Origin of the sequence: Campylobacter sp. RKI_CA19_01128 (genome assembly GCF_025771175.1) — a bacterium.
Taxonomy (GTDB): domain Bacteria; phylum Campylobacterota; class Campylobacteria; order Campylobacterales; family Campylobacteraceae; genus Campylobacter_D.
The window spans coordinates 26,094-49,963 of the sequence record NZ_JAKMPU010000011.1 but is presented as its reverse complement, the minus strand read 5'-3'; the positions used below and the strand labels follow the sequence as shown (position 1 = coordinate 49,963).

The 23,870-nt window shown below is 28.8% G+C and carries 29 protein-coding genes, 1 tRNA gene and 1 pseudogene; 9 read left to right on the top strand and 22 right to left on the bottom strand.

Translation table 11 applies throughout. The features are described 5' to 3' along the window. Positions 1-394: pseudogene (locus L8U98_RS07195) on the top strand (hypothetical protein); the annotation flags it as partial. A gap of 4 nt (positions 395-398) precedes the next feature. On the opposite strand, the gene L8U98_RS07190 reads toward L8U98_RS07195, so the two are convergent. Beyond that, positions 399-473: transfer RNA gene (locus tag L8U98_RS07190), tRNA-Gly, on the bottom strand. Positions 474-582: 109 nt separating this feature from the next. On the opposite strand from L8U98_RS07190, the gene L8U98_RS07185 reads away from it, so the two are divergent. Continuing rightward, positions 583-879, top strand: coding sequence for a hypothetical protein (locus tag L8U98_RS07185; RefSeq protein WP_087700600.1), 297 nt, complete (start codon positions 583-585; stop codon positions 877-879). Between the two features lie 30 nt (positions 880-909). Here the strand turns inward: L8U98_RS07185 and L8U98_RS07180 are convergent, their stop codons facing one another. After that, on the bottom strand, positions 910-2,070 hold the full coding sequence (locus L8U98_RS07180) for a molybdopterin molybdotransferase MoeA (protein WP_257928189.1): 1,161 nt from the start codon (positions 2,068-2,070) through the stop codon (positions 910-912). Beyond that, entirely contained in the window at positions 2,067-3,323 is a 1,257-nt protein-coding gene (murA, locus tag L8U98_RS07175) for a UDP-N-acetylglucosamine 1-carboxyvinyltransferase (RefSeq protein ID WP_039618249.1), read from the bottom strand. The genes L8U98_RS07180 and murA overlap by 4 nt, the downstream gene beginning before the upstream one ends. Positions 3,324-3,407: 84 nt before the next feature. On the opposite strand from murA, the gene L8U98_RS07170 reads away from it, so the two are divergent. Then, complete coding sequence (locus tag L8U98_RS07170; RefSeq protein ID WP_263708369.1) at positions 3,408-4,265, top strand: DMT family transporter; 858 nt, start codon at positions 3,408-3,410, stop codon at positions 4,263-4,265. Positions 4,266-4,267: 2 nt separating this feature from the next. Here the strand turns inward: L8U98_RS07170 and L8U98_RS07165 are convergent, their stop codons facing one another. From L8U98_RS07165 to L8U98_RS07155, 3 genes are read right to left on the bottom strand one after another with little or no spacing between them, the layout of a single operon-like run. Continuing rightward, complete coding sequence (locus L8U98_RS07165; RefSeq protein WP_263663333.1) at positions 4,268-4,636, bottom strand: hypothetical protein; 369 nt, start codon at positions 4,634-4,636, stop codon at positions 4,268-4,270. Between the two features lie 45 nt (positions 4,637-4,681). Next, a complete protein-coding gene (locus L8U98_RS07160) occupies positions 4,682-5,749 on the bottom strand; it encodes a tyrosine-type recombinase/integrase (protein WP_263708368.1) in 1,068 nt (355 codons plus the stop codon). Further along, positions 5,749-6,432: an aspartate/glutamate racemase family protein gene (locus L8U98_RS07155; protein WP_263725345.1), complete on the bottom strand. Its 684-nt coding sequence runs from the start codon at positions 6,430-6,432 to the stop codon at positions 5,749-5,751. The genes L8U98_RS07160 and L8U98_RS07155 overlap by 1 nt, the downstream gene beginning before the upstream one ends. A gap of 94 nt (positions 6,433-6,526) precedes the next feature. On the opposite strand from L8U98_RS07155, the gene L8U98_RS07150 reads away from it, so the two are divergent. Beyond that, on the top strand, positions 6,527-6,724 hold the full coding sequence (locus L8U98_RS07150) for a molybdenum cofactor biosynthesis protein (protein ID WP_263725346.1): 198 nt from the start codon (positions 6,527-6,529) through the stop codon (positions 6,722-6,724). A 421-nt stretch (positions 6,725-7,145) separates the two neighbouring features. Here the strand turns inward: L8U98_RS07150 and L8U98_RS07145 are convergent, their stop codons facing one another. Together L8U98_RS07145 and L8U98_RS07140 are read right to left on the bottom strand one after the other, a co-directional pair. Then, entirely contained in the window at positions 7,146-7,637 is a 492-nt protein-coding gene (locus tag L8U98_RS07145) for a SixA phosphatase family protein (protein ID WP_263663338.1), read from the bottom strand. Then, positions 7,634-8,164 carry a rhomboid family intramembrane serine protease gene (locus L8U98_RS07140; protein ID WP_263663339.1) on the bottom strand — a complete coding sequence of 177 codons (531 nt, stop codon included), beginning with the start codon at positions 8,162-8,164 and terminating at the stop codon, positions 7,634-7,636. Before L8U98_RS07140 ends, L8U98_RS07145 begins: the two co-directional genes overlap by 4 nt. Before the next feature lie 114 nt (positions 8,165-8,278). Here L8U98_RS07140 and L8U98_RS07135 point away from each other — a divergent pair, with 114 nt between their 5' ends. Further along, positions 8,279-8,689, top strand: a complete 411-nt coding sequence (locus tag L8U98_RS07135; RefSeq protein WP_263663340.1) for a PepSY-like domain-containing protein — start codon at positions 8,279-8,281, stop codon at positions 8,687-8,689. Between the two features lie 4 nt (positions 8,690-8,693). Here the strand turns inward: L8U98_RS07135 and L8U98_RS07130 are convergent, their stop codons facing one another. Then, positions 8,694-9,662 (bottom strand): DUF3298 and DUF4163 domain-containing protein, encoded by a 969-nt coding sequence (locus L8U98_RS07130; protein WP_263725347.1) that lies wholly within the window; start codon positions 9,660-9,662, stop codon positions 8,694-8,696. After that, positions 9,663-10,076 carry an rRNA maturation RNase YbeY gene (gene ybeY / locus L8U98_RS07125; RefSeq protein WP_257404513.1) on the bottom strand — a complete coding sequence of 138 codons (414 nt, stop codon included), beginning with the start codon at positions 10,074-10,076 and terminating at the stop codon, positions 9,663-9,665. It lies immediately after the preceding gene. A 52-nt stretch (positions 10,077-10,128) separates the two neighbouring features. Here ybeY and queC point away from each other — a divergent pair, with 52 nt between their 5' ends. Both queC and L8U98_RS07115 read left to right on the top strand, forming a co-directional pair. Beyond that, positions 10,129-10,794 carry a 7-cyano-7-deazaguanine synthase QueC gene (gene queC / locus L8U98_RS07120; protein WP_263725348.1) on the top strand — a complete coding sequence of 222 codons (666 nt, stop codon included), beginning with the start codon at positions 10,129-10,131 and terminating at the stop codon, positions 10,792-10,794. Positions 10,795-10,857: 63 nt separating this feature from the next. Next, complete coding sequence (locus tag L8U98_RS07115; protein WP_263663344.1) at positions 10,858-11,430, top strand: YceI family protein; 573 nt, start codon at positions 10,858-10,860, stop codon at positions 11,428-11,430. Between the two features lie 39 nt (positions 11,431-11,469). Here L8U98_RS07115 and L8U98_RS07110 read toward each other — a convergent pair whose 3' ends face one another. From L8U98_RS07110 to mobB, 6 genes are all read right to left on the bottom strand, one after another. Continuing rightward, positions 11,470-12,213 (bottom strand): substrate-binding domain-containing protein, encoded by a 744-nt coding sequence (locus L8U98_RS07110; protein ID WP_263663345.1) that lies wholly within the window; start codon positions 12,211-12,213, stop codon positions 11,470-11,472. 62 nt (positions 12,214-12,275) lie between these two features. Further along, positions 12,276-13,217 carry a hypothetical protein gene (locus L8U98_RS07105; RefSeq protein WP_263725349.1) on the bottom strand — a complete coding sequence of 314 codons (942 nt, stop codon included), beginning with the start codon at positions 13,215-13,217 and terminating at the stop codon, positions 12,276-12,278. Continuing rightward, positions 13,218-15,104, bottom strand: coding sequence for a methionine--tRNA ligase (gene metG / locus L8U98_RS07100; protein ID WP_263725350.1), 1,887 nt, complete (start codon positions 15,102-15,104; stop codon positions 13,218-13,220). A gap of 13 nt (positions 15,105-15,117) precedes the next feature. After that, the gene (locus L8U98_RS07095) at positions 15,118-15,312 is read right to left on the bottom strand and encodes a hypothetical protein (RefSeq protein WP_149062294.1); all 195 of its coding nucleotides are present in this window, start codon (positions 15,310-15,312) and stop codon (positions 15,118-15,120) included. Beyond that, positions 15,312-16,160 carry a class 1 fructose-bisphosphatase gene (locus L8U98_RS07090; protein ID WP_263725351.1) on the bottom strand — a complete coding sequence of 283 codons (849 nt, stop codon included), beginning with the start codon at positions 16,158-16,160 and terminating at the stop codon, positions 15,312-15,314. Before L8U98_RS07090 ends, L8U98_RS07095 begins: the two co-directional genes overlap by 1 nt. 9 nt (positions 16,161-16,169) lie before the next feature. Beyond that, positions 16,170-16,649: a molybdopterin-guanine dinucleotide biosynthesis protein B gene (gene mobB, locus L8U98_RS07085; protein ID WP_263708360.1), complete on the bottom strand. Its 480-nt coding sequence runs from the start codon at positions 16,647-16,649 to the stop codon at positions 16,170-16,172. A gap of 86 nt (positions 16,650-16,735) precedes the next feature. On the opposite strand from mobB, the gene L8U98_RS07080 reads away from it, so the two are divergent. Beyond that, positions 16,736-17,230 carry a hypothetical protein gene (locus tag L8U98_RS07080; protein WP_263663349.1) on the top strand — a complete coding sequence of 165 codons (495 nt, stop codon included), beginning with the start codon at positions 16,736-16,738 and terminating at the stop codon, positions 17,228-17,230. Here the strand turns inward: L8U98_RS07080 and L8U98_RS07075 are convergent. Genes L8U98_RS07075 through gltX form a run of 3 tightly spaced genes read right to left on the bottom strand, consistent with a single transcriptional unit; the run spans position 17,118 to position 20,340 of the window. Beyond that, positions 17,118-18,755, bottom strand: coding sequence for a lytic transglycosylase domain-containing protein (locus L8U98_RS07075; protein ID WP_263725352.1), 1,638 nt, complete (start codon positions 18,753-18,755; stop codon positions 17,118-17,120). The two genes, L8U98_RS07080 and L8U98_RS07075, sit on opposite strands and share 113 nt — an antisense overlap. Continuing rightward, positions 18,756-19,043 carry a YggT family protein gene (locus L8U98_RS07070; RefSeq protein ID WP_012661430.1) on the bottom strand — a complete coding sequence of 96 codons (288 nt, stop codon included), beginning with the start codon at positions 19,041-19,043 and terminating at the stop codon, positions 18,756-18,758. A 1-nt stretch (position 19,044) separates the two neighbouring features. Then, on the bottom strand, positions 19,045-20,340 hold the full coding sequence (gltX, locus tag L8U98_RS07065; protein ID WP_263725353.1) for a glutamate--tRNA ligase: 1,296 nt from the start codon (positions 20,338-20,340) through the stop codon (positions 19,045-19,047). A 133-nt stretch (positions 20,341-20,473) separates the two neighbouring features. On the opposite strand from gltX, the gene L8U98_RS07060 reads away from it, so the two are divergent. Next, complete coding sequence (locus L8U98_RS07060; protein WP_263708355.1) at positions 20,474-20,896, top strand: PepSY-like domain-containing protein; 423 nt, start codon at positions 20,474-20,476, stop codon at positions 20,894-20,896. Positions 20,897-20,916: 20 nt separating this feature from the next. On the opposite strand, the gene L8U98_RS07055 is transcribed toward L8U98_RS07060, so the two are convergent. From L8U98_RS07055 to L8U98_RS07045, 3 genes are read right to left on the bottom strand one after another with little or no spacing between them, the layout of a single operon-like run. Next, the gene (locus L8U98_RS07055; RefSeq protein WP_039625977.1) at positions 20,917-21,450 is read right to left on the bottom strand and encodes a [NiFe] hydrogenase maturation protease HydD; all 534 of its coding nucleotides are present in this window, start codon (positions 21,448-21,450) and stop codon (positions 20,917-20,919) included. Next, positions 21,447-22,139: a Ni/Fe-hydrogenase, b-type cytochrome subunit gene (cybH, locus tag L8U98_RS07050; protein WP_263663354.1), complete on the bottom strand. Its 693-nt coding sequence runs from the start codon at positions 22,137-22,139 to the stop codon at positions 21,447-21,449. The genes L8U98_RS07055 and cybH overlap by 4 nt, the downstream gene beginning before the upstream one ends. Positions 22,140-22,154: 15 nt before the next feature. Then, entirely contained in the window at positions 22,155-23,870 is a 1,716-nt protein-coding gene (locus tag L8U98_RS07045; RefSeq protein ID WP_257404504.1) for a nickel-dependent hydrogenase large subunit, read from the bottom strand.

Genomic DNA, 23,870 nt, shown 5'->3' with positions numbered 1-23,870 from the left:
ATTTATGAGTTTTTTAAAGTCTAGTGGTGGAGAGGTTTTAGAAGGTGGTAATACAACATTAAACCCATTAGCCAAAGCACATATTGAAACTATGGCAAAAGAAAGTTTTGATGGTTCTTTAGCCTCTTTAAATGATATTATGACAGGTAAAGTCGATTTTGCACAAATTTTAAAAGCACACGCTCAAGATGGCTGGCTTGATTCTAAAATTTATGCCAAAGAAAATAATATTGCTTGGCAAAATTCAAGCATAGGTTATGGCGGAGCTTGGTTTGATAATCAGTTTAATCAAGCTAAAGCTAGTGGCTGGTCTCCTAGCAATGAAAGTATAAATTCTTATGTAAATTCTGTAATGGATAAATTAAATAATATTTTAAATCAAACTAGGGTGTAAAAAATGGAGCGGGAAACGAGATTCGAACTCGCGACCCCAACCTTGGCAAGGTTGTGCTCTACCCCTGAGCTATTCCCGCATTTTGAAAGTAGAGTGTGATTTTATCAAAACTTTATTTTATTGTCAAGTTTTTAAAATTAAGGAATGTTTTTTGCTTGTAGTTATTAAATTTTAAAAAAGGAGTTCTCATGCAAGTAAATGATAAAAATAGTCCGCTAGCCCTAAATAATATGACAAAAATCAAAGAAAAAAACACATCTTCAGATGAATTTCAAGCTACACTTAATGCACTTAAAGACAAAGAGGAAAAAGAGTATAAAAAAGATAGCAACAATGCTTTTAGTAATACAGATTTAAATATAGGTTCGATTTCTAAAGATTATAGCGTATATGCTTGGGAGAAATTACGCCAAAGCAAATACCAAAAAAATGAAGAAAATATCTTAAATAATCTTTTTAAAACCTTAGATAAAGCAAGAAATTAATCATTCAAAATAGGGTAGTGTAATACCCTATTAAATTTTTAAAACTTTAACTTCTTGATCTTTTGCTAATTTTATGTCATCAATTTGCGTGATTAAAATATGCGTGTTTTCACATAAAGGTTTTAGCATACCTGAGCCAAATTTAGCTTCGCTTGGTTTAAAATATCCATCGACTAATTTTCCAAAAGCAAAATCATTTCTTTGGCCTTTGAAATTTAAATCTTTAGTCAACCTTGCTTTATCAAATTCCAAAAGTTCTTTACCATAAAGTAAATTGAGTATATTTTTTGCAAAAATATGTGTTGAAACTAAAGAGGCCAAAGGATTTCCTGGTAGGGCTAGAAAAAGCATATCGCTTTTGCTAAAAAGTTTTACATGCTTGCAAAGTTTAGCATTGACTTTTTCAAAAATAGGGCTAAAATCACACTCAAGCAAAGCTTGTTTGATAAAATCAGCCTCACCCACGCTAGCCCCACCACTGCTTATAAGCATATCAAATTCTTTATTTTTTAAAAGCTTTTTATATGCATTTAAATCATCTTTTATAAGTCCTAAATACTCAACATCAGCATAATCTTGCAAAATAGCATAAATTCCAAAAGCATTTGCATTATATATGCTGTATTCATCAGCATTTTCCCAAGGTTCTACAAGCTCATCTCCACTTGAAAAAATTCCAACACGCAATTTTTTAATGACTTTTAGCTCATAAATTCCTTGAGCAGCAAGCATAGCTATCATACCTGAGGTGATTTTTTGTCCCTTTTTAAACAAAAGCTCTCCAAGCTTTGCTTCCTCACCTTTAAAACGGATGGCATTGTTTTCTTTAGCGTTTTTAGCATTGAGCTTTTCATCTTCAAGCAAAGCTTCTTCAAACATTAAAATAGTATTTGCATTTTGAGGAATTTTAGCTCCTGTCATAATCTTATAGCATTCATTTTTTTCTATAATATAATCATTTTTATCGCCTGCTAAAATGCTTCCTTTTATTTCTAGCAATTCATTCTTATGTGTATAATTTAGCGCATAGCCATCTAAGGCAGAATTATCAAAAGCGGGTAGGTTTTTTTTCACAAAAACATCTTCATACAAAATACGCCCCAAAGCTTGCATCAAATTTACTCTTTGAAATTCATTTTTTGTTTTGATTTGTTCTTTTAAAAAATCTAAAGTTGTAAAAATATCTCTCATTCTTCAAGCCTTCTTATACTTGCGCCTAGTTTTTTAAATTTTTCTTCTAAATTTTCATACCCTCTATCAAGATGATAAATTCTATGAATTTTACTTGTGCCTTTAGCTGCTAAAGCCGCTAAAATCAAAGCAGAAGATGCACGCAAATCAGTAGCCATAACATCAGCTCCCAAAAGCTCTTTAGTGCCATTTATAGTAGCAATATGCCCGTTTAATCTTATATCAGCTCCCATTCTTAAAAGCTCACTTACATGCATAAAACGATTTTCAAATAATCTCTCATCAATAATACTTGTGCCATTTGCTTTTAGAGCTAAAGCCATAAATTGTGCTTGCATATCCGTTGGAAAGCCTGGGTATTCGCTAGTTAAAATTTCAACTGGTTTGATTTCTTTGGCAGGATTTATACTAATACTATCTTCATTAATATCAAAGCTAAAACCCATTTGCTCTAGCTTTGCCAAAACTGCGCTAAGATGGCTTGCGTTGACTTTTTTTAGAGTGATTTTTGAGTTAGTGATAGCTCCTGCACACAGATAAGTTCCTGCTTCAATACGATCAGGAATGATTTCAAAAGGTTTAAATTCTAAAAGCTCTCCACTTGTGCCATAAATTTCAAGCTCAGAAGATCCTATGCCTTGTATATCAAGCCCGGCTCTAGCTAAAACCTCACAAAGTTGCACCACTTCAGGCTCTTTAGCAACATTTAAAAGTCTAGTTTTACCATGAGCTAGAGCCGCTGCCATGATGATATTTTCACTACCTGTAACAGTGATTTTATCAAACATCACATCAGCACCCTTAAGCTCTCCACTAGCTACTACATAGCCTTGTTTAATCTCAATATTAGCTCCCATTTTTTCTAAAGCTAAAAGGTGCAAATCAATAGGACGTTGGCCTATAGCACAACCTCCTGGTAAAGAAACTTCACAATTTCCAAATCTAGCTAGTAAAGGCCCTAAAGTAAGTATGGAAGCACGCATTTTACGCACGATGTCGTATTTTGCTATGGTTTTATTTAGATGTTTTGTATTTATTTTCGCAAAATTGTCTTTAAAAGTATAATTTGCTCCTAAGTTTTCAAGCAAAGAAAGTAGGGTACAAATATCTGCTACATTTGGTAAATTTGAAATTTGAACTTCATTTTTAGCTAAAATACTTGAAGCTATCAAAGGAAGCGCAGCGTTTTTTGCACCGCTTATTATCACTTCTCCATTTAATTTTTCAACACCATCAATCTCTAAATAAGTCATTAATTTTCCTTAAAATATATACATAATGATATAATAATATTTTACTACAAATATTATATAAATTAATAAGATTAAAGGTGTTTTTTGGGAGTTTTTCTAGTCATACTTGGTGGGATATTTTGGGCTATAAGTGGGGTTTTGGCTGAGTATTTGTTTAAAAATCATTATTCTGCTGAATGGGTGAGTTTTTATCGTTTGCTTTTTACCGGCATTATTTTAATAATTTTGGGTGCAAAAAATTTCAAATTAAAACTACTAAAGCAAAAACAAGAACTTAGCTCTCTTTTGATTTTTTCTATCTTTGGTTTATTGATAACTCAATATGGTTATTTTAAGGCTATTTATTATACCGATGCAGGAACCGCCACGATGATACAATACAACGCACCATTAATCATAATGCTTTTTATGTGTTTTAAAAATAAAATTTTACCTAAAAAAATAGAACTAATCGCTTTATTTTTAATACTTTTTGCCTTATTTTTACTTATAACAAATGGAGATATTAACAACTTAAAACTTGATATAAGAGGTGTTATTTGGGCTTTTTTTGGAGCTCTTGGAGTAGCATTTTATTCTTTGAGTGCTAGGCTTATCATAGCAAAATATGGCTTATTTTTAATCATGGGTTTAGCTAGTTTATTTGCTTCTTTTTTGCTTTTTGTATTATTACAAGGAAATATCCCAAAACATGATTTTTCTTTAAATTCCTTTTTGGCTATGAGCGCGATTGTATTTATAGGCACAATAGGGGCTTTTTGTTTATATTTAAAAGGAGTTGAATTAATAGGGGCTTTTAAAGCTAGTATGATAGCTTGTATAGAACCTGTGGCTGCTGCTTTTATGAGTTTTTTATTTCTAGGAACTATTTATAGTGTGATTGATCTTTTTGCTTTTGCTTTGATCATTCTTAGTGTGTTTTTAAATGCTAAAAAACATTAAAATCATTGTATACTTTGCATAGCTTGAGAAAGTATTTGCATGATTTGGCCATATATACTTTGCATTTGTGCATTTAAACTTTGAATTTGAGAATTAATCATTTGAGCTTTTTGCGGATCTTGACTTGATTGTAATTTTGCATTTAATTCTGCAATTTTAGCTTGTATCTTAGCTAACTCGCTATAAAGCTTGCTTAATTGATCTTCAGATTCACTGTTATTTTGATTATCTTTAACACTTTTTTCAAGCTCTTTCACACCTTGTGTAAACTTAAATTCTATAAAATTCTTATTCTCTTTACTTTCTTTTTCTTCTTTTTGAGTGTTTAAAATATAAGGATTAATTTTACTAGCATAATCATTTATTTGCATGATATATCCTTTCTTTAAGGATATATCGGATTTTTTTATAAAAATTTAAGTTCTATCGTGAAGTTTTTTTGCTACTTCTGCAGCCAATTTTAACTTTTCATTGTCAAAGTGTGTGTAAATTCTTGAAGTATTTAAACTTGCATGGCCTAGTGCTTCTTGGACTAAAACTAAATCTTTTTGTTTTTTATAAAGTAGGGTAGCAAAAGTGTGTCTTAGCATATGTGCTCCGTTTTTTTGCTTGCGAATTCCTGCTTTAAATAAAATTTGTTCTACTATACGCGAAACATAAGCTTGGGTTAAGGCTTTACCATTGCGATTGACAAATAAAAGTCCATCACAAGAAAGATAATTTACCTTTACATCTTTTAAAAGATGTTCTATAAGCTCTTTTTTAATCATCACAACGCGGTATTTATTGCCTTTAGCTCTAATACGTATGATATAAAGATCATTTTCTTCGCTAATGTCTTTTAATTTTATATTAATAGCCTCGCTAACCCTAATTCCTGTAAAAATGATGATTTTAATAATCAAACGATTGCGTATAGTGTTGCTTTTAAAATCTGTATTATCAATAGCATCTAAAAATTTACTCACTTCATCTTCGTTCATATATTCAGGCAGTTTAACTCCTTTAGAACCACTTATACCTGCCCAATTTTTAAGATTAATATCAAAAATATGCGCTTTTTGATCTTCTTCATTTTGTTTATCTAAAAATGCAAAAAAATTAATCACAGCTATGCGATAATTTTTCTTACTCGCATCAGATAAAGAAGCGCTAATACTTGCTAAAATTTCCACTAAAAGCTCTTCATCGATTTGTTTTAGCGAATAAAGCTTATAAAATAACAAATACTCATAAAGTTTTTTCAAAGGATTAAAATACGTATTTACACCGCTAAGTCCTGCATTTCTTGCTTTTTTTACATAAGCATCAAGTTCTTGTATATTTTTAACACCCTTGCTTAAGGCTAAATTTACTACAGCCAAAGCTTGAGGGTCTTTTAATTCCTTATTTGATAAAGAATTAAGCTTAAATTTCACATATCTACAAAGCCAAAATAAAAAGGACTTTTCAAAATTTTCTTCACAATCTAGAGGATATTTCATCACTCATTCTCCAAGGCTTTCAAAGTAGCCATTTTTGCATGAATATATGCGCTATCAAATAGCTTTTTAGAGCTTTCTTTTACAATTAAACCAAGTTCAGTACAACCCAAAATTACTCCTTGAACCTCCGGAAATTGAGCAATCAAATCATCTAGATATTTTTTTGAGTCTTTATTTATAATACCTTTGCAAAGCTCATTAAAAATAATATCATTAAGCTTTAAAATATCATCATTTTTGGGAATAAAAACTTCGATCTTTGAGTTAATTAAAAGTTGTTTATAAAAATCTTCTTGCATAGTGTATTTTGTCCCTAACAATAATACTTTATTTATATTTTGCTCTTGAAGCTCTAAAAGCATAGCTTTAGCTATATGTAAGATAGGAATTTGAATATTTTTTTGTATATGTTCATAACATTTATGCATAGTATTAGTACAAATTAATATAAAATCAACTCCGCATTTTTGCAAAAGTAGGGCATGTTGGGTTAAAATTTCACTTGCTTTTTGCCAATCATTCTTGCGTTGACATTCTTCTATTTCTTCAAAATCAACGCTAGTTAAAACTATCTTAGCGCTGTGTAATTTTCCCAATTTTTCATTTGTTAATTTATTGATTATTTCATAATAGCTAAGTGTGCTTTCATAACTCATTCCACCTATTAAACCTATGGTTTTCAAACTTTTTTCCTTTAAAAATTAATATAAAAATTATAAAAAAATCTTACTTAAAAAATATCAAGCTATAATTATAAAAACAAAATAGGGTGATAATATGTTTTTTAAGAAAAAAACCACGCAAAAGCAAGCAAACCAAAGCAATACCTCAAAACAAAATAATACTTCAAATGACTTTGCACAAGAAAAAAGACTTTATGAATTTAGAGAAAATATGAAAAAACTTAGCAAAGATGAAAATAGTGCCAAACTTTTAGCAAGACAACTTTCAAGATTAATCCAAAAATCCAAATAAAACCAAAAATTCCATACAAGCTAAACTTTTATATTTATTTTCCTTTTTACTCATCATTTTAGCTTTTTTAGTCTATAAAAATATTTTAACTTAAACTTAATATATATGTAAAATTATATGATAAATAGTAAAATCTTGAAATTATATATATTTTGTATTGAAAACTATAATTTTCAAACTTTTATATTTATCTACACTTTCATAAGTAAAATATATTTTAAAATACCTATAATATAGTATTTTAAAGCATTTTAATTTTTGAGTGAAAATAACTTATCCATAAAAAAATAAGTATAATTTTTTGAAAAATATTATAAGTTATTTTATGTAGCTATGAAAGACTAAAGATGTATATTTTTTATTTCAACTAAATTTTAGTTTGTATTTTTACTTAAATAAAATTGAAGTTTAAAAATGTAGATTAGTTATTTTCTTGACTTTTAGGATAATCAAAAAACACAACTTCCCCGCTGTGTTCTTTTATATCTTTAAATTCTTTTATATCAAATTGCATACATAAAATAGCAGAAGTTGGAAAGTTTTCTAAATCTATATGAGCTAAATATTCACAAAGTTCTTGCAATAAAGGATTATGCATAATTAGCACTACCCTACTCTCTTTTAATTCTTTTATAAAATTTAATACATCTTCTAAATTACCATCATAAAAGTTTTTTTCTATCTTGATATCTTTTTCTTTTAAAGAAAAGCTTTTGCAGAGTTTTTGCGCTGTTTTTATACAACGCCTAGCAGGACTTGAAACGATACTTTGGGCTTTAAATTCTAAATCTTTAATCCTATAAATCATAGTTTTTAGATCATCTTTTCCACTAGAACTAAGCTCTCGTTGTAAATCTTGTTCGTAGTTTTCTTTTTGAGCCTTAGCATGACGGATAAAATAGATATATTTCATTTTATAACCTTAAATTTACCCAAAACATATCCGCATATAAAGCCAAAAATATGTGCATACCAAGCTATATTTACACCCATAAAAATAGGTACAAAACTCATTAATAATATAGCTATGATAAGTCCTTTAGTGGCGGTTTTATCCAAATATGCATAATATCCCATTAAAACACATATGGCACCACTTGCGCCCACTACGTTTACAAAACTACCATCAAAGCTTAAATACACATAAAAAACACTAAGCAAAGAGCAAAGAATTCCACCAATTAAGTAAAGCAAAGCAAATTTAAAGCTTTTTAAGTATTTTTCCAGCATAGAGCCAAATTGAAAAAGCACTATCATATTTAAAATCAAATGAGGCCAATTTCCATGCATAAACATTGAGCTTAGAATTTGCCAGTAAAATCCTTGAAAGAAAAATAAATTTAAACCCAAAATAGCATCTAAATTTAAGGATCCAAAATAAAGATAATTCACAAAGACAAATATCACAATATTTAAAGCAATTAGAAAAGAAGCTATCATTACCCTACTTTGTATTTTTAATAATTATAACAAAAAGCTATTTAAATTCTAGCTTACACATAAAATTCACACTAATAAGATACAATATCGTCAAAAAATAAAATAAGGTTAAAAATGAAAAAACTAGCTTTTGCTTTTTTGATCACTCTAAATACCCTTAATGCAGGTATAGTTATAGCACCTGATTCTTTACCGGTAAATATCAAACAATTTATCAAAGATTATTTTAATGCAGAAATAGGCCTAGTAGAACAAGATGGTTATTCTTATGAGATTTATTTAAGTGATGGAAGTGAGATTGAGTTTTCGCTTAATGGAGAATTTAAAGAGGCTGAAAATTTCAGCTCGTTAAATTATGCGATTTTACCTTTAACAATACAAAATACCATCAAAAATATCTACCCTAATACAGCAATCATAGAAATAGAAAGAAAAATTTCTTATTATAAAATCAAACTAAACAATCAAATGAAGCTTTACATAGACGATAATGGAACAATTTTAAGACAAAAATTTGATGATTAAATGCTTATTTGATTTTACTCAAATAAGCAAGTTTTGAATTTTTCTTCCAAAAAGGTTTTAATTCATCAAAATTTATAAAAACTTCAACTGCTCCTGTTGAATATGGAGCTATCTCATAAGGTTCCCATATAAAATTTAATCCATCTTTTCTTACTTCAAAAATTTCACTCATTTTAAGTTCTTTAATATCAAATAATTCATTTTCACTGTATAAACTTAAAATCTTTTGCTTAATCATATTCTGAAAATCTTCACTTTCTATTTTTAACTCATTTTTTATATTTATAAGTTTCATATCATCAATACTATAAGTTTTTCTTAAAAAATTAGTCATACCATGAGCACCACCTTTATATTCATAAATATTTTTTCCTAAAGAGATAATATGCTCATCTTGGTAAAACATATAAGCTTGAGAAAAAAACTCATTATTAGAAATGTTTTCTTTACTCCATTTTTCAAAGCTTTCTTTTGCTTTTTGTTTTAATGAATTTTTATCTAAATTCTCATTAAAGTCATCAATAATTTTATTTAATTTTTCATTTTTACTTGTTGATTTTAAAATATCTTCACTAAAGTCAAATTCTATAGTTTTATTGGCATCTAGTTGTTTTTGTTCTTTAAGTGATAGCTGATTAATCATCGTATTTGTCTTGCTGGCTAAAAAACTAAATTCTTTTTTTACTTCATCTATTTTGCATAAAGCATCAAATTTATTTTTATGCATATCTTTTAAAACGCAAGTTCCAAAATCTGCTATATCTATATAATATTCATCATTCTTAGCACTACCCCAAAAACTGTATTGTTTTTGTTTTGTTTGGACAAAACCATAACTAGTGTTACTTTTAATGGAACTATATAAGTAAATATCAAATTCCTTTCCTTCTAAAATATTTAATGTAAATGTATTTTCATTATATGCATATAAACTCGCACATAAACCTAAATTTAATATTATTTTTTTAATCATTCAATCCCCTTCTTGTGTTCTTATAATTAAACTTTTTGGTAGTTTAAAATACTCAATCCATTCTTGTTCTTTTTGTCTCATTTGTCCTTGATCTACCTCATGATCATAACCTTGCAAATGAAGCATAGCATGTATAAAAAGCAATGCCATCTCTTCTTCATTGCTGTGTTTATATTCCATTGCTTTTTTACTTACTTCATCTAAATTTATCACAATACTACCAAGCAAATTTTCACAATTTTGCACTAAAGGAAAAGACAAAACATCTGTAGTTTTATCTACTCCTCTTTGGTTAAGATTAATTTCATGCATAGTTTTTTCATCTACCAAAACAAGTTCTATATTTTGATCACTCATTTTTTGAGCAATTTTTTCAAGAAAAGAAATATCCATTTCTTCTTCGCAAAAAATCATTATTATCCTTTTGATTTTATAATTTCAAATTATATCAAAATTAAGGAAAAGTATGAAAAAAGCTCTTTGTATTATAAGTGGTGGTATGGATAGTGCTTTATGTGCATATTTAGCCAAAAAAGAAGGATATGAAATCATTGCTTTACATTTTGATTACAATCAACGCACCATGCTTAAAGAAAGAGAATGTTTTAATAAAATTTGTGAAAAACTTAACATAAAAACAAAATATATTTTAGATGTTTCATTTATAGCAAATATTGGTGGTAATTCTTTAACGGATTTAAATTTAGAAATTCCTAAAGAAAAGCTACACGAAAAAGAAGTTCCAAATACTTATGTTCCTTTTAGAAATGGCATTTTTTTATCTATTGCAGGAGCCATAGCTGAAAAAGAAAAATGCGAAAGTATTTTCATAGGAGTAGTGCAAGAAGATAGCAGTGGTTATCCTGATTGTAGTGCAAATTTCATACAAAAAGCAAGTGAGTTTATCAATGAAGGCACAACAAAAACTTGTAATGTTACAATTAAAACCCCATTAGTTCATCTAAGCAAAGGACAAATAGTTGAATTTGCCTTAAAAGAAAAGGTAGCCTTAGAATACACTTGGTCTTGCTATGAAAGAGAAGATAAAGCTTGTGGTAAATGTGATAGTTGTTTATTAAGATTAAAAGGTTTTAAAGAAGCCCATATGAAAGATTTTATAGAATACATTTAAAAATTTACTTTCATTTTATTTTTGTTTGTATAATAGATTTTACAAATTAAAAAAGGAGAATTAATGAAAAAAATACTACTTGGTTCATTTTTAGCTGCTTCAATTTTAGCAAGCAATGCTTTAAGTAAAGAATTTATTCTAGATAAAGCTCATACAAATGTAGCTTTTAAAATCAAGCATTTACAAATTAGCAATGTAAATGGAAATTTTAAAGACTATGATGCAGTGGTTGATTTTGATAGTACTAAATTTGAATTTAATAAACTTCAAGCAAATGTAAAAGTTGCTTCTATAAATACTGAAAATAAAGCAAGAGATGCCCATTTACAACAAGATGATTTTTTCAAAGCAAAAACTCACCCAAACATCACTTTTACTATGAGCAAATATGAAAAAATTTCTAATGAAAAAGGTAAGATGTATGGCTCTTTAAATATTGCTGGTGTAAGTAAAGATATTGTTTTAGATACTGAAATTGGTGGGGTTATTAAAACAGATAGCGGTAAAGAAAAAGCAGGATTTACTTTACAAGGACAAATTAAAAGAAGTGATTTTAAATTTGCTCCAGATACCTCTAGTTTGACACTTAGTGATGAAGTGCAAATAAATATAGAAGCAGAAATTAACGAAAAATAATTTAAAAAGCATTTTACAATAAAGTAAAATGCTTTTAATTTATTTAGCTAACCAACCTTCTTTTTCCCATACTTTTTGCGCTTCTTTGCTTTGTGTAAATTCTATAAATTCAGCTACTTTTGGATTTTTTAAACCTTTTTGTGTTGGTACTATTTCAGCAGCTCTATAAATAATTGAGTTTTTATCTGCTTTTATAAATTTATTTTCTTTCTCACCAACTGCTTTAATCCAATGTGTCCAAATGATTAAAGCATCGATATTTGGATTATTTTTCCACTCATCAACTGCTGCTTTTGAATTCTTAGCATACACTTTGATGTTTTTTCTAAGTTTTTCTAGGTTTTCGATTTTTCCTGTTTTTAAAGCCATATCTTCATACAAGCCAACCTGCCCTGCTCCATCAACTACCATAACATTAACACCATCTTTTAAAAGGTCTTCAAATTTTTTAATTTTTTTAGGGTTATTAGCTCTTACTATCATACCTGAACCTCTAGCATTTAAAACTTGAACATCTTGTATTTTGATTTGTTTTGACATAGCTTTAACAAATCCATCCATCATAGATGTGTTACCAGAATAAATGATATCAGCATCCATTTTGGCTTGTTTGATCCATTTAGGTGTTGGCCCTGCATTAACGATAACTTTTTCTCCGCTTTTTGCTTCAAATTGTTTAGCAAGTTCTTTTAAAACAGGAGCTGGACCGCCTGGGCCATAAACTAAAATTTCAGCATTCAATGCAGCTGCAGCAAATAAACTTAAAAATAAAAATTTTTTCATATTTTTTCCTTTAAATTAATAAAATAAAATTAGAAATATAGCTTTTTAAAGTATATATTTTTTTAATCAAATAAATTAATATTTTTTTCATAGACAAAAAAACATTCCAAAAAGTCTTCTATGTTTTCTTTTATCAAGCAATATCTAAAGTCAAGAAAATTTTTTAATTCTTTTAAATTTGTATAAGAAAAATCACAAAATAAAGAATTTTTTAATGCAGTTTTAAAACCCTTAGTGTCTTGAAGTTTTTGTGCTATAAAGTCAAAATCCTCATCATTTTCCACGAGTAAAATCACCCTAGAGCTACCTCCAAAAGCACAAATTTCATTTTTTGAGTTTAAAAAATAGGCTTTAAAAAGTTCTAATTTTTTATCATTAAAACTAAAGGGTAATTTTTGACTTTCTATAAATTCAATAAAACTAGCAAAAATATCTGCATAAAAAAATGCAAATTTTAAATCCTTAAAATACAAATTTTTACAAAGCAAACTCGTTTGAAATAAAGATTTTGAACCTAAAATTTCATATTTACAAGCTTTTAAGGTATGAAAATTTGATTTTAATTTTAAAATAAATTTTTCATCATCAGAGCAAAAGAAAGTTTTTTCTTTAGAATTTTTTAAAAGATCAAAATCTAATAAAATATTTGAATTTAAGGCTTTAAAATTAAAGGCTTTTGCAAATTTTAATTCTACATGATTGCAATATATAAATTCATAAGATTTTTCTTCACATAAAAATCTAAAAAGCCTAAAAATAGCTTCTTCAAGATCATCAACTTGAAGATAAAACACATCTTTATCTTCAAGATTTAATTTCTCCTCGCTTACTATAACATAAGCTCCAAGTTTTATAGCAAAACTAGCTTGTTCATTATTCTTAGCAAAAAATACACTTGCTTGTTTGACTTTGTTTAAATCTATACTAAAATCATAAACACTAGAAGTTGCTCCATGGTTTAAAACTTGGGCATTAACAAGCTCAATAAAATTAGAAATATTCATCTAGCCTATTAAAGCTCCATTTTCGATAAAGCTTTGTGGGCTAATTAAAACTAATTTACCATTTTTTTCTGCACTTAAAATCATACCTTGGCTTTCATGGCCAAAAATTTTAGCTTTTTTTAGATTGGTAATGACACAAACTTGCTTACCTATTAACTCACTAGCTTTATAAAATTTAGCAATACCCGAAAGCACTTGTCTTAGTTCGCCATTTTCAAGTTCAAGTTGAAATTTTAAAAGCTTTTCACTGCCTTCTATATTTTGACAATCTTTTACTAGTGCTACTTTAATTTCAATTTTTTTAAAATCATCAATTTTAATTTGAGCTAAACTTGGCTTCTCTTCTACTTTTTCTTCTTTTTTGTTTTCTTGTGTTAATTCAACTTTTGGAAATAAAGCTTCACATGCACTTGATTTTAAATCGCATAATTGATTATTTAAAATTAGTTTTTGATAGTTTTCGTTTGAAATTTCAAAATTTAAAGCTTTGGCGATTTTTAAAGCTGTTTTTGGCATAGCAGCCGAAAGTAAAATAGTAACTTTTGTTAAAATATTAGCACATAAAGCTACTAAGGCATTAGCTTTTTGCATTTGATCATTTTTAATTAAATTCCAAGGCTCATACTTACTAATACTTAAATTTGCTAAAGATAAAGCCTTAAAAAGCTCTTCTAAATAGCGATTTGGCTGGATATTTTCTAAAGCATTGATTGCATTATCTAAATACTCTTTACATTCACTTAATTCTTGATTAAAATACAAATTCACATCTTTACAATCAATAATATTTTGAGAATACTTAGCGCTCATGCCGATAATTCTATTTAATAAATTTCCAAGCTCATTGCTTAATTCTGCATTGATTCTAGTGATTAATGCTTTTTGTGAAAAATCCCCATCATTGCCAAAAGGAACTTCTCTGAGTAAAAAATATCTAAAAGCTTCTAAACCAAAAGTATCTGCTACTTCTTTAGGTGCTACTACATTACCTTTAGATTTGCTCATTTTTTCACCATCTTTAGTCCACCAGCCATGTGCTGCTACAAATTTAGGCAAAGGGAGTTCTAAACTCATCAAAAACGCAGGCCAATACACCGCATGAAAACGCAAGATATCTTTACCTACAAAATGAATATGAGCAGGCCATAGATCCATATTTTTATCATCAAGTCCATAACCCAAAGCACTCACATAATTCATCAAAGCATCAAGCCAAACATATACCACATGTTTTTCATCATTTAGTTCTTTTGGAAGCTTTATACCCCATTCAAAACTCGTTCTTGTAATAGAAAGATCTTTTAAACCACCTTCTACAAAGTGGATTAATTCATTGGCCTTATTTTTAGGTAAAATCGGCTCTTTTTCTTTATACCATTTAAGAATTTGATCTTGATATTTAGAAAGCTTGAAAAAATAACTTTCTTCTTTTAAAAGCTGTGTTTTTTTACCACAATCTGGACAATGACACTCATTTACAAGCTGAGTTTGGGTAAAATAACTCTCACAAGAAACACAATAAAAGCCTTCATAAGTTCCTTTATAAATATCACCTTTATCAAACATTTTTTTAAATGCTTTTTGTACACTTAATTTGTGATTTTCATCTGTAGTTCTGATGAAATAATCATAAGAAATCTCAAACTCATCCCAAAGTTTTTTAAATTTAGCACTAATTTCATCTGCATATTCTTTAGGGGTAAAATTTCTAGCACTAGCAGCTTGCTCTATCTTTTGACCATGTTCATCTGTACCTGTTAAAAAGAATGTTTTTTCTCCTTGCAAGCGATAAAATCTAGCCAAAGTATCTGCTATAATCGTAGTGTAAGCATGACCAATATGAGCCACATCATTTACATAATATATCGGAGTAGTAATATAACGCATTTTCAACCTTTAATTAAAAATCAAATCCACCTTCTTTACCTTTAGACATACTCTTATAAACTGCATCAATATACTCTTTTCTTAAAGAGCACTCAAAAATCATAGAGCAAGGTAAACAAGATTTTAAGTTTTTATCGTTTTGACAAGCTTGAAGTTCGTTTTTTTTAACTTCCAAAGCTAGTTCAAATTCATCTTTAACTTCAGCCATTAAAGCCCTTTATAAGCTTGTTTTAGTTTTTCAATTTCATATTTTGAGCCCAAAAAGCATGGTGTGCTTGCATGGATTTTTTCAAATTCTAAATCAAGTAAAGAATTATTTTCTCCATTAGTAGAAAGCCCTCCTGCTTTTTCAAAAATAAAAGCAAAAGGAAATACCTCAAAATATGCTCTTAATTTTCCATTTGGTGCATCGCTTGTTGCAGGATATGAAAATAATCCTCCACCTTTGAGTAAAATTTGGTGTAAATCACTCACCATAGCACCTGAATATCTTAAGCGATATCCTTCATCAAATAAAGCTTTTATAAAAGCTCTATGAGTATTTGACCAATTTTTTTGTGTCCCACCACTTGCATTTAATTTGCCTTTTTCATTTAATTTTAAATCCTTAACAAAAATAAATTCATCATTTTCATTTAACCTATAAAGCTTAGGAGTATCTATGCATACTATAAGCTCTAAACGCACACCATAAATAGCATAAACTGCTGCTTTTAGATTTTTTGCACTAGCCTTTTGCTCATAAATAGCAAAAATAGAACCTATAGCAAAATTCACATCTACCAAAGATGAGCCATCTAAAGGATCATAAGCAACAATGTATTTTTCATTTTCATTGATTAATAATTGCTCTTGCTTTTCCTCGCTAATTAAGCTTTTTATACCTTTACTTTGCTTTAAAATTCTAGTGATGATCTCATCGCTTTTTACATCAAGTTTTAATTGATTATCTCCAGTAGCATTTTGAGAAGTAGTATAATCAAAATCTTTTAAATATCTAAGTTCTTTTGAAATTTCAATCACTGCTTTTTGTATATCGTTAATTAATTCTTGCATATTTTACCCCTATACTTTTTTTGAATTTTTTAATATAAAATCACAAATACTTTCTAAATCATCCAAATAAAGCCAAGTTAAATTTTTATTTTCGATTTTTTCATAGCTTGCAATAGCCTTAGAATAAGCAAAATAGCTCTCATCTACTTCTTTGCAAAAAACACTAATTCTTGGCATATCTAAGGTTTTTAAGCCCTCTATAAATAAAAAATCAAATTCCCCTAGTTTGAAAATAGCTTCATCTAAAGTACTTGGAGAATGTGTAAATAAAGTTGTCCTTGTAGGGCTTAAAACCATTACATCAGCACCACTTTGAAAAAATTTAAAACTATCTTTTTTTGCTATATCAAAACTTGCTTTATCTTTTGGATCATGTTTTATAATACATACTTTATAATTTTGCTCCATAAAATATTTAGCAACTTGAGTTATTAAAGTTGTTTTACCTGAATTGGAAGGCCCACTAAAAGCCATTGCTAATCTTTTCATAACTTCCTTAAATCAAAGAAAATAAACAAAATTATATCTTTTTAAAAGTTAAAAGCTTATAATTATAAAAAAATTAGGAATAAAAAATGAAAAAAATTTATATGATTATTTTTTTAACACTTATTTTTACTGCATGCTCAAATAAAACCCAAAAACAAAGTGAAATCGATTTAAAAAGTCAAACTCTTATGTATGCACAAAAAATCAATTTTAATTATAAAGATAATAGAGTAATAGCTTTGTTAAGTTATCTAAATCCTGTATTAGATGAAAAAAGCCAAAAAGAAGTTTTTGTGCTTAGTTTTTTACCAAATATCAATATCAAACAAGAACAAATTTCAATACTCATAGATGGAGAAAAAACTAACTTAAAAGCCTTAGATCAAAATGATGAGTTGTTTAAATATATCATCAAAAGTGATTATGCAAGTTATTACAAAATCACCCTTGATGAGTTGGTACAAAAACCTATTTTAAAACTTGATTTGTGTTTTGAGAATCAGTGTTTTGAGTTAAAGTTTCAAAAAATTTCGAAATCGGTGTATTATCGTTCAGAAGATGCAAATACACAATATAATTAGCTAAAACCTTTTTAGCATACACCCTACTTTCTGCATAAGGAACAAGCTCCATAGATAAAAATGGCTCGTACTTTCCTGCTCTAAACATATCTTCTCTTTTGAGCATTCTAGTAGTAAATCCTATACCTCCATTATAAGCATAAGCCACAAATACCGGAGAATTAAGCTTAGATTCTAAATAATCTAAATGATGATTTGCAAAAGTATAGGCTGTTTTTGGATCAAAAAGCATATCTTGGTCAAAATTTGGAATTTGCAATTCTTTATTGCCTATATGATTAGCTAAAAATGGAATAAATTGCATAATACCTAAAGCATAAGAGGTTGAAATAGCTGTTGGGATAAAACGGCTTTCTTGTCTAGCTAAAGCTAAAATCATAGCCTTTCTTTGTGTAGAATAATCTTTTAAATACTCAAAATAAGGCATAATAAAATAATGTTTTTTAAAACCCTCGGCTCTTTCTTTAATATAAGCATAAATAGCGATATTTTCTTTAGTATAAAAATCTTTTGCAAGCTTTTCTAGCTCATTAGGAGCACCTTTTGCAATTTCTTTTGCAAGTTTTTGCCAAGCAAAAGGATCTTTCATATCAAAGTCATTTTTTTGTTTTTTTGGACTTAATTCTTCTATTTTAGGCAAAGGCAAGCCTTTTAACTCTCTTGCATAAAGACTATAAATATTTAAAGAATCACTTTGAGCAAGCTCATCAAGATACTTTTTATCTTGAGTGATTAAATAAATCCAAAAATTTGCATTATCTACTAAAGGCTTGCTTTTAAAAGTATCTTTTGCTACTTGGAAAAATTCCAGTGCTTTTTTATCGTCATTTTCTAAAATAGCATTCACTCCCAGATAAAAAGCATTATCTTGAAAAGTTAAATTTGCATCTACATTAACCAAAGATTTTCTTATCAATGGACTTTTTTTCTTAATGATAATTTCTTTTACAAAATTTGTAAATTCTTTTTCTTTTGCTAACTCATCAACAAAATCTTTTTCTAAGAAAAAATCCTTTTTATCTTTTAAAAAGCCATAAATTTTATAAAAATTTGCACTATCATAATTTAAAACCGCATAACTTAGAGGATCTTTAGCATTAAAAGCTTCTAAAAGCTTTACTAAATTTGGATTATCTTGCGGGATAATTTTTTTCATCTCATTACGCGTTGAAGTATTAAGATCTTGTATAAAAGTTAAACTGTTTAATCTTATAAGCTGACAAGTAGCATTAGCATCTAAGATATTTTGCGCATTAAATTTATAACAAGCTTCATATTCTTTATTATATCCCAAAGGTGGAATAATCGTTTCAATAGCATTTTTAATACGCCCTGCATAACGATAAATATGTTCTTTTAAACCTTCAACTTCTTCTTTTTTAAATTCATTTTTTTCTAATAAACGATATAAATAATAATCCTTAGCCAAAGAATTTGGTTTTTGCTCTAATTCTTTGTAAGAATACATCGCACTATTTGCAAAAACTACTCCAGCTAAAAGCAATACTACACTTTTTTTCAACACTTATAAACTTCCTAAAATTAAATTTGATAAAAATATTTGTATAAATTTAAGCCCTAAAATAATAATCAAAGGTGCTAAATCAATACTTCCTATAGTAGTAGGAATAAATCTTCTTACAAAAGCATAAGCAGGATTAGTTAAACGATATAAAATTTGTACTATAGGATTATACGGATCAGGCCTTACCCAAGAAATTAAAGCAGCAATAATTATAATCCATACATAAATTTCAATCACTAAAGAAAAAATTTGCACCAAAGACACAATCAAACTTGTTCCAACTCCCATTTTACTCCTTTATAATTTCTTTAACAAAAGGCTTGATTAAAGTATAAATTTCACTCATTTCAGGTCCGTGAGTAACCCCTGTTAATACTAAACGCAAAGGCATAAAGAAATTTTTACCTTTTAAATTTGTTTTTTCCATTAAAATCTTTTTGAACTCATCATATTCTTGAGGTAAATCCAAATCTTTTAAAATCTCTTTAATCAACTTACACTCATTTTCAAATTCATTATAATTTTTGACTGCAAAAATAGCTTGTATTTTTTCTTTTATCTCATTTAGTGTGCTAGCTTCTTGAGTATAAAATTTTGCAAGCTCTGCTGCATCTTTGCCTAAATTTAACAAAGAATTTAATTTATCATTATCAAGCATTTTTATATGCTCACGGTTGATTTGCATCAAGCGCTTAGTGTCAAATCTAGCAGGAGATTTTGAAACTTTTTTCAAATCAAACCATTCTATAGCTTCTTCTAAAGTAAAAATCTCTTTTGGAGTTTTATTGCCTAAAAGGATTAAATAATTTGCAATAGCACTTGCTAAATATCCATTATCAAGCATCCATTTTACACTAGAATGAGCCTCTCTTTTGCTCATTTTAACACCTTCTTCATTTAAAATGATAGGTAAATGTGCATAAGTCATGCTTTTATCATAACCCAAACTTGCTCTAATATGCTCTTGCTTAGGAGTATTTGAAACATGATCTTCTCCCCTTATAATGCAAGTAACACCTTCTAGCATATCATCAACCGCACAAGCAAAATTATAAGTTGGGGTTTTATCTGCTCTCATAATCACAAAACTATCAATATCTTCAGGATTAAAACTAATCTCACCTTTAATATAATCAGTAAATTTCATTTGAGATTGAGGTTTTTTAAGACGGATTACAAAAGGTTTCTCACAATTTAACACATCAATATCTGCTAATTTTTCACAAGTACCATCATATCTATATGCTTGATTTTTACTTTTAGCTAATTCTTTTTTATGAGCTAACTCATCCTCAGTACAAAAACAAGCAAAAGCTTTTTTTTCACTTACTAGCTTTAAAGCCATTTGACGATGAAATTTCAAATTCTCACTTTGTACATAATAATGCTGCCAAGTTATACCAAATTCTTTTAAAATAGCTTTTATTTCCTCTTCTTTTCCAGCAATATTTCTAGCATTATCCGTATCTTCAATACGCAAAATAAAATCTGTATTTTCTTGTCTTGCTTTAATATAATTAAACAAAGCTGCTCTTAAATTTCCAATATGCATATCTCCAGTAGGCGATGGTGCAAACCTATACATTATTTATCCTTTTAAAACTTTTTTATCATTATACAATTAAATACTTGCTATTTATTTTAAAAAAACAAAGTTCACACAAAATTCACTCAATATTTATATGATTTCACAAATAATTCAATTTAAAGGATAAAAAATGAAATTAAAAATAGCTTTAGTGGCATTAACTCTAGCAAGTTGTGTTTTTGCAAGAGATATGGTTGTAGGTGTAAATGCTTTACCGGCAAATTCTAAAAATTTTATACAAAAACATTTTACAGGCTCAAACATAGCTTTAGTTAAACAAGATATTGATAGTTTTGATGTTTATTTAGACAATGGAACTGAACTTGAGTTTTTTATCAATGGAGATTGGAAAGAAATTGATGCAAAATACAGACCGATTGATACTTCTTTTTTAAGTCCAAATGTTTTAACAACGATTAAAAAAATGCACCCAAATGCAAGTATAATTAAAGTTGAAAAAGAAATTCAAGGTTATAAATTTAAACTAAATAATATGATGGAAATTTATACTGATGTAAATGGAAATTTCTTAGGACAAAAATTTGATGATTAAAAATTAAGCTAAGCTTTTGCTTAGCTTTTATAAGAATTTAGAGCAAGCTCTTGTATATTATAATTAGCAACTCTCTCATAAGTAAAGCCTTTTTTCTCTAAAAAATCAAGTAAAATTTTCTCCATTTTTTCTAAAGCATTCAAGACTTCTTTTGAAAGTTCAAAACTCAATGGTTCTATGCGCTTTGGCACACAGGCTAAAATTTGAGTTTTAGGCAAATCTCCCATAAGCTCCATGTATTGTAAAGTTTGAAGCATTTCAACCTCATGTGCACTACCACTCCAATTAACTTTTTTGGGCATTGCATCATAAGGAAAGAAAAAAATATCTCCGATCTTAGCATCATCTGCTGCAATACAATCAATCACAACCATTTCATCATATTCAGCTATAATATAACTAAGTTGCAAAGCCAAAGTTCCACCATCTACAAAGCTCACTGAGTCTTTTTCGTGATAAAACTTATAATTTTTTTCTAAAAGTTTGCAAAGATGAACGCCTAAGCCCTCATCTGCAAACATAATATTACCAATACCTAAGATTAGAAGTTTCAATGATTTTCTCTTACAAATTTATAACCACTAAAGATAGCATCTAAAGCACCATCTTTGCCTTTAACTGAGTTAAACACAGCCATATAAATATGCACTGGAACAAAAATCAACACAATCCACATTAAAATTCTATGGTAGGTTCTAACATCAGCTAATCCACCTAACATTACTTCAATAGGTCTTAAGATGTTATATAAAAATCCACCCAAGCCTTCATGATATACATGCATATAAAGGATTAATCCTGTTAAAATAAGTCCAAACATAACAAGATAAAAGAAAAAATAAGTTACAAATTGCAAAGGATTATATACACCTTGTAAATGCGGGTGCTTTCCTAAGAAAATGTAAAATTTAATCTGCTCTATCCATAATTTTACATTAAAAATATCTTTTATGCTTTTTCTCTCACCATCACTTTTTGAATCAAAAAAGAACAAATATGTTTTAAAAATCACACAAGCTATTAAGATAAATCCAAAAATTTGGTGCACCATGCGGTATTTTGCCTGCATAAATAAAGTTGGTTCAGATGAAATAGATGGAGATTGAAATACATAAGAAATATAATATCCAGTCCCTACTAAAATCACGATCGCAACTGCTCTTAACCAATGTGTAAAACGAAGGCCAATACTGAATTCGTATTCAGCCTTTCTGTTTGATTTTAAGGAATGTTTAGAATCCATACTAAAGTCCTTTCCTTATAAATTTACATTAACTTTATACTCGCTAAGATTATTGCCTTTAGTATCCATTACATGCACAGCACATGCTATACAAGGATCATAAGAGTGAATAGCTCTTATTACTTCTAAAGGTTGTTTAACATCAGCTAGTTTCATACCGATAAGACATTGCTCATAGCTACCGCCTACTCCATTTGCGTCTTTTGGACTTGCATTCCAAGTAGAAGGTACTACTGCTTGCCAATTTTCAATTACACCATTTTTAATTCTACACCAATGACTCAACGCACCACGAGGCGCACTTCCCATAAATCTACCTTTGTATTCTTTATTTTTATCGATTACATAAGTAGCACAAGTGCTTTCATCTGTTTTTAAATTTTCGACTAAAGAATTAAATGCTTTTAAACCATGATCAGCAATGATTTTAGCTTCAATCGCTCTAGCACCTGTTCTTCCTAAAGTACTCATAAGTGCTTTAAGTGGTAAATTTGTGGTTTTTAAGAATGAATCAACTGCTTCTACTACGATTTTATTACCCTTAGCATAATTTACTAAAATATTTGCTAATGGTCCAACTTGCATAGGTAAATTTTCATATCTTGGAGCTTTAATCCAGCTGTATTTACCTTTAGTATCAAATACCTTACTATGAACCATATTACCTTTATCATCAATGCTTTCACCATCAATTAAGCCTGTATAGTTTGGATTAGTTTTGCCATCATAAGGATGTAAAGCTTCATTGTCTGCATACCATGATCTTGTAGCTTCTTCAGTGATTTTAGCTTCATCTACTTCTTCAACCTTACTCAAATCACCATTTCTAATAATACCACCTTCAAACAGCCACTCATCGCTAGAAACTTGGAATTCTTTTTCAGTGTAGAAATTATTTACTCCTACATCATTTAATACACTTGCTTCTTTAGAATAAGCTTTTGCAGCCATTATGATATCTGGATAATAAGCACGATTAATAAAATCAGCTACTTCTTGGAATTTAGTCATATATTCAGCCATTCTTGATGGATTTAAAAGATCCATAACACAAGTCACACCACCTACTGTTAAGCTTTGTGGATGAGGATTTTTAGCACCAAAAATCGCCATAGCTTGAGCTATTGTTCTTTGAATTCTTAAACATTCTAAATAATGTGAAAGCGCAATAAGGTTTTGCTCAGGAGTAAAGCGATAAGTTGCGTGTCCATAATAAGCATTTGCAAATGGTCCAAGATTTCCTTTATCTACAAAGGTTTTTAGCCTTTGCTGTACTTCTAAAAGTTTATCTGCACCTGTTGCATAAGGCATATCGGTGTATTTAAACGCTTCATCACTTGCTTTTTTTACATCAGCACTTAAAGCACTTACAACATCAACAAAATCAAGCCCATGAAGTTGATAAAAATGCACCACATGATCATGCATGTATAAAGCTGCATTCATTAAAGTTCTGGTTAAAACAGCATTTAATGGCGGGGTAATACCTAAAGCATTTTCTACCGCAATAATCCCTGCTCTATAGTGTGAAAAAGTACAAACACCGCAAATTCTTTGAGTTAAAAAGCCTGCATCTCTTGGATCACGACCTTTTACAATAGTTTCCAAACCTCTCCATAGAGTTGATCCTGAATATGCTTCTTTAATGACATTATTTTCATCAACCACCACTTCAACTCTTAAGTGTCCTTCTATTCTAGTAAGTGGATCTATAATAATTCTTTTTGACAT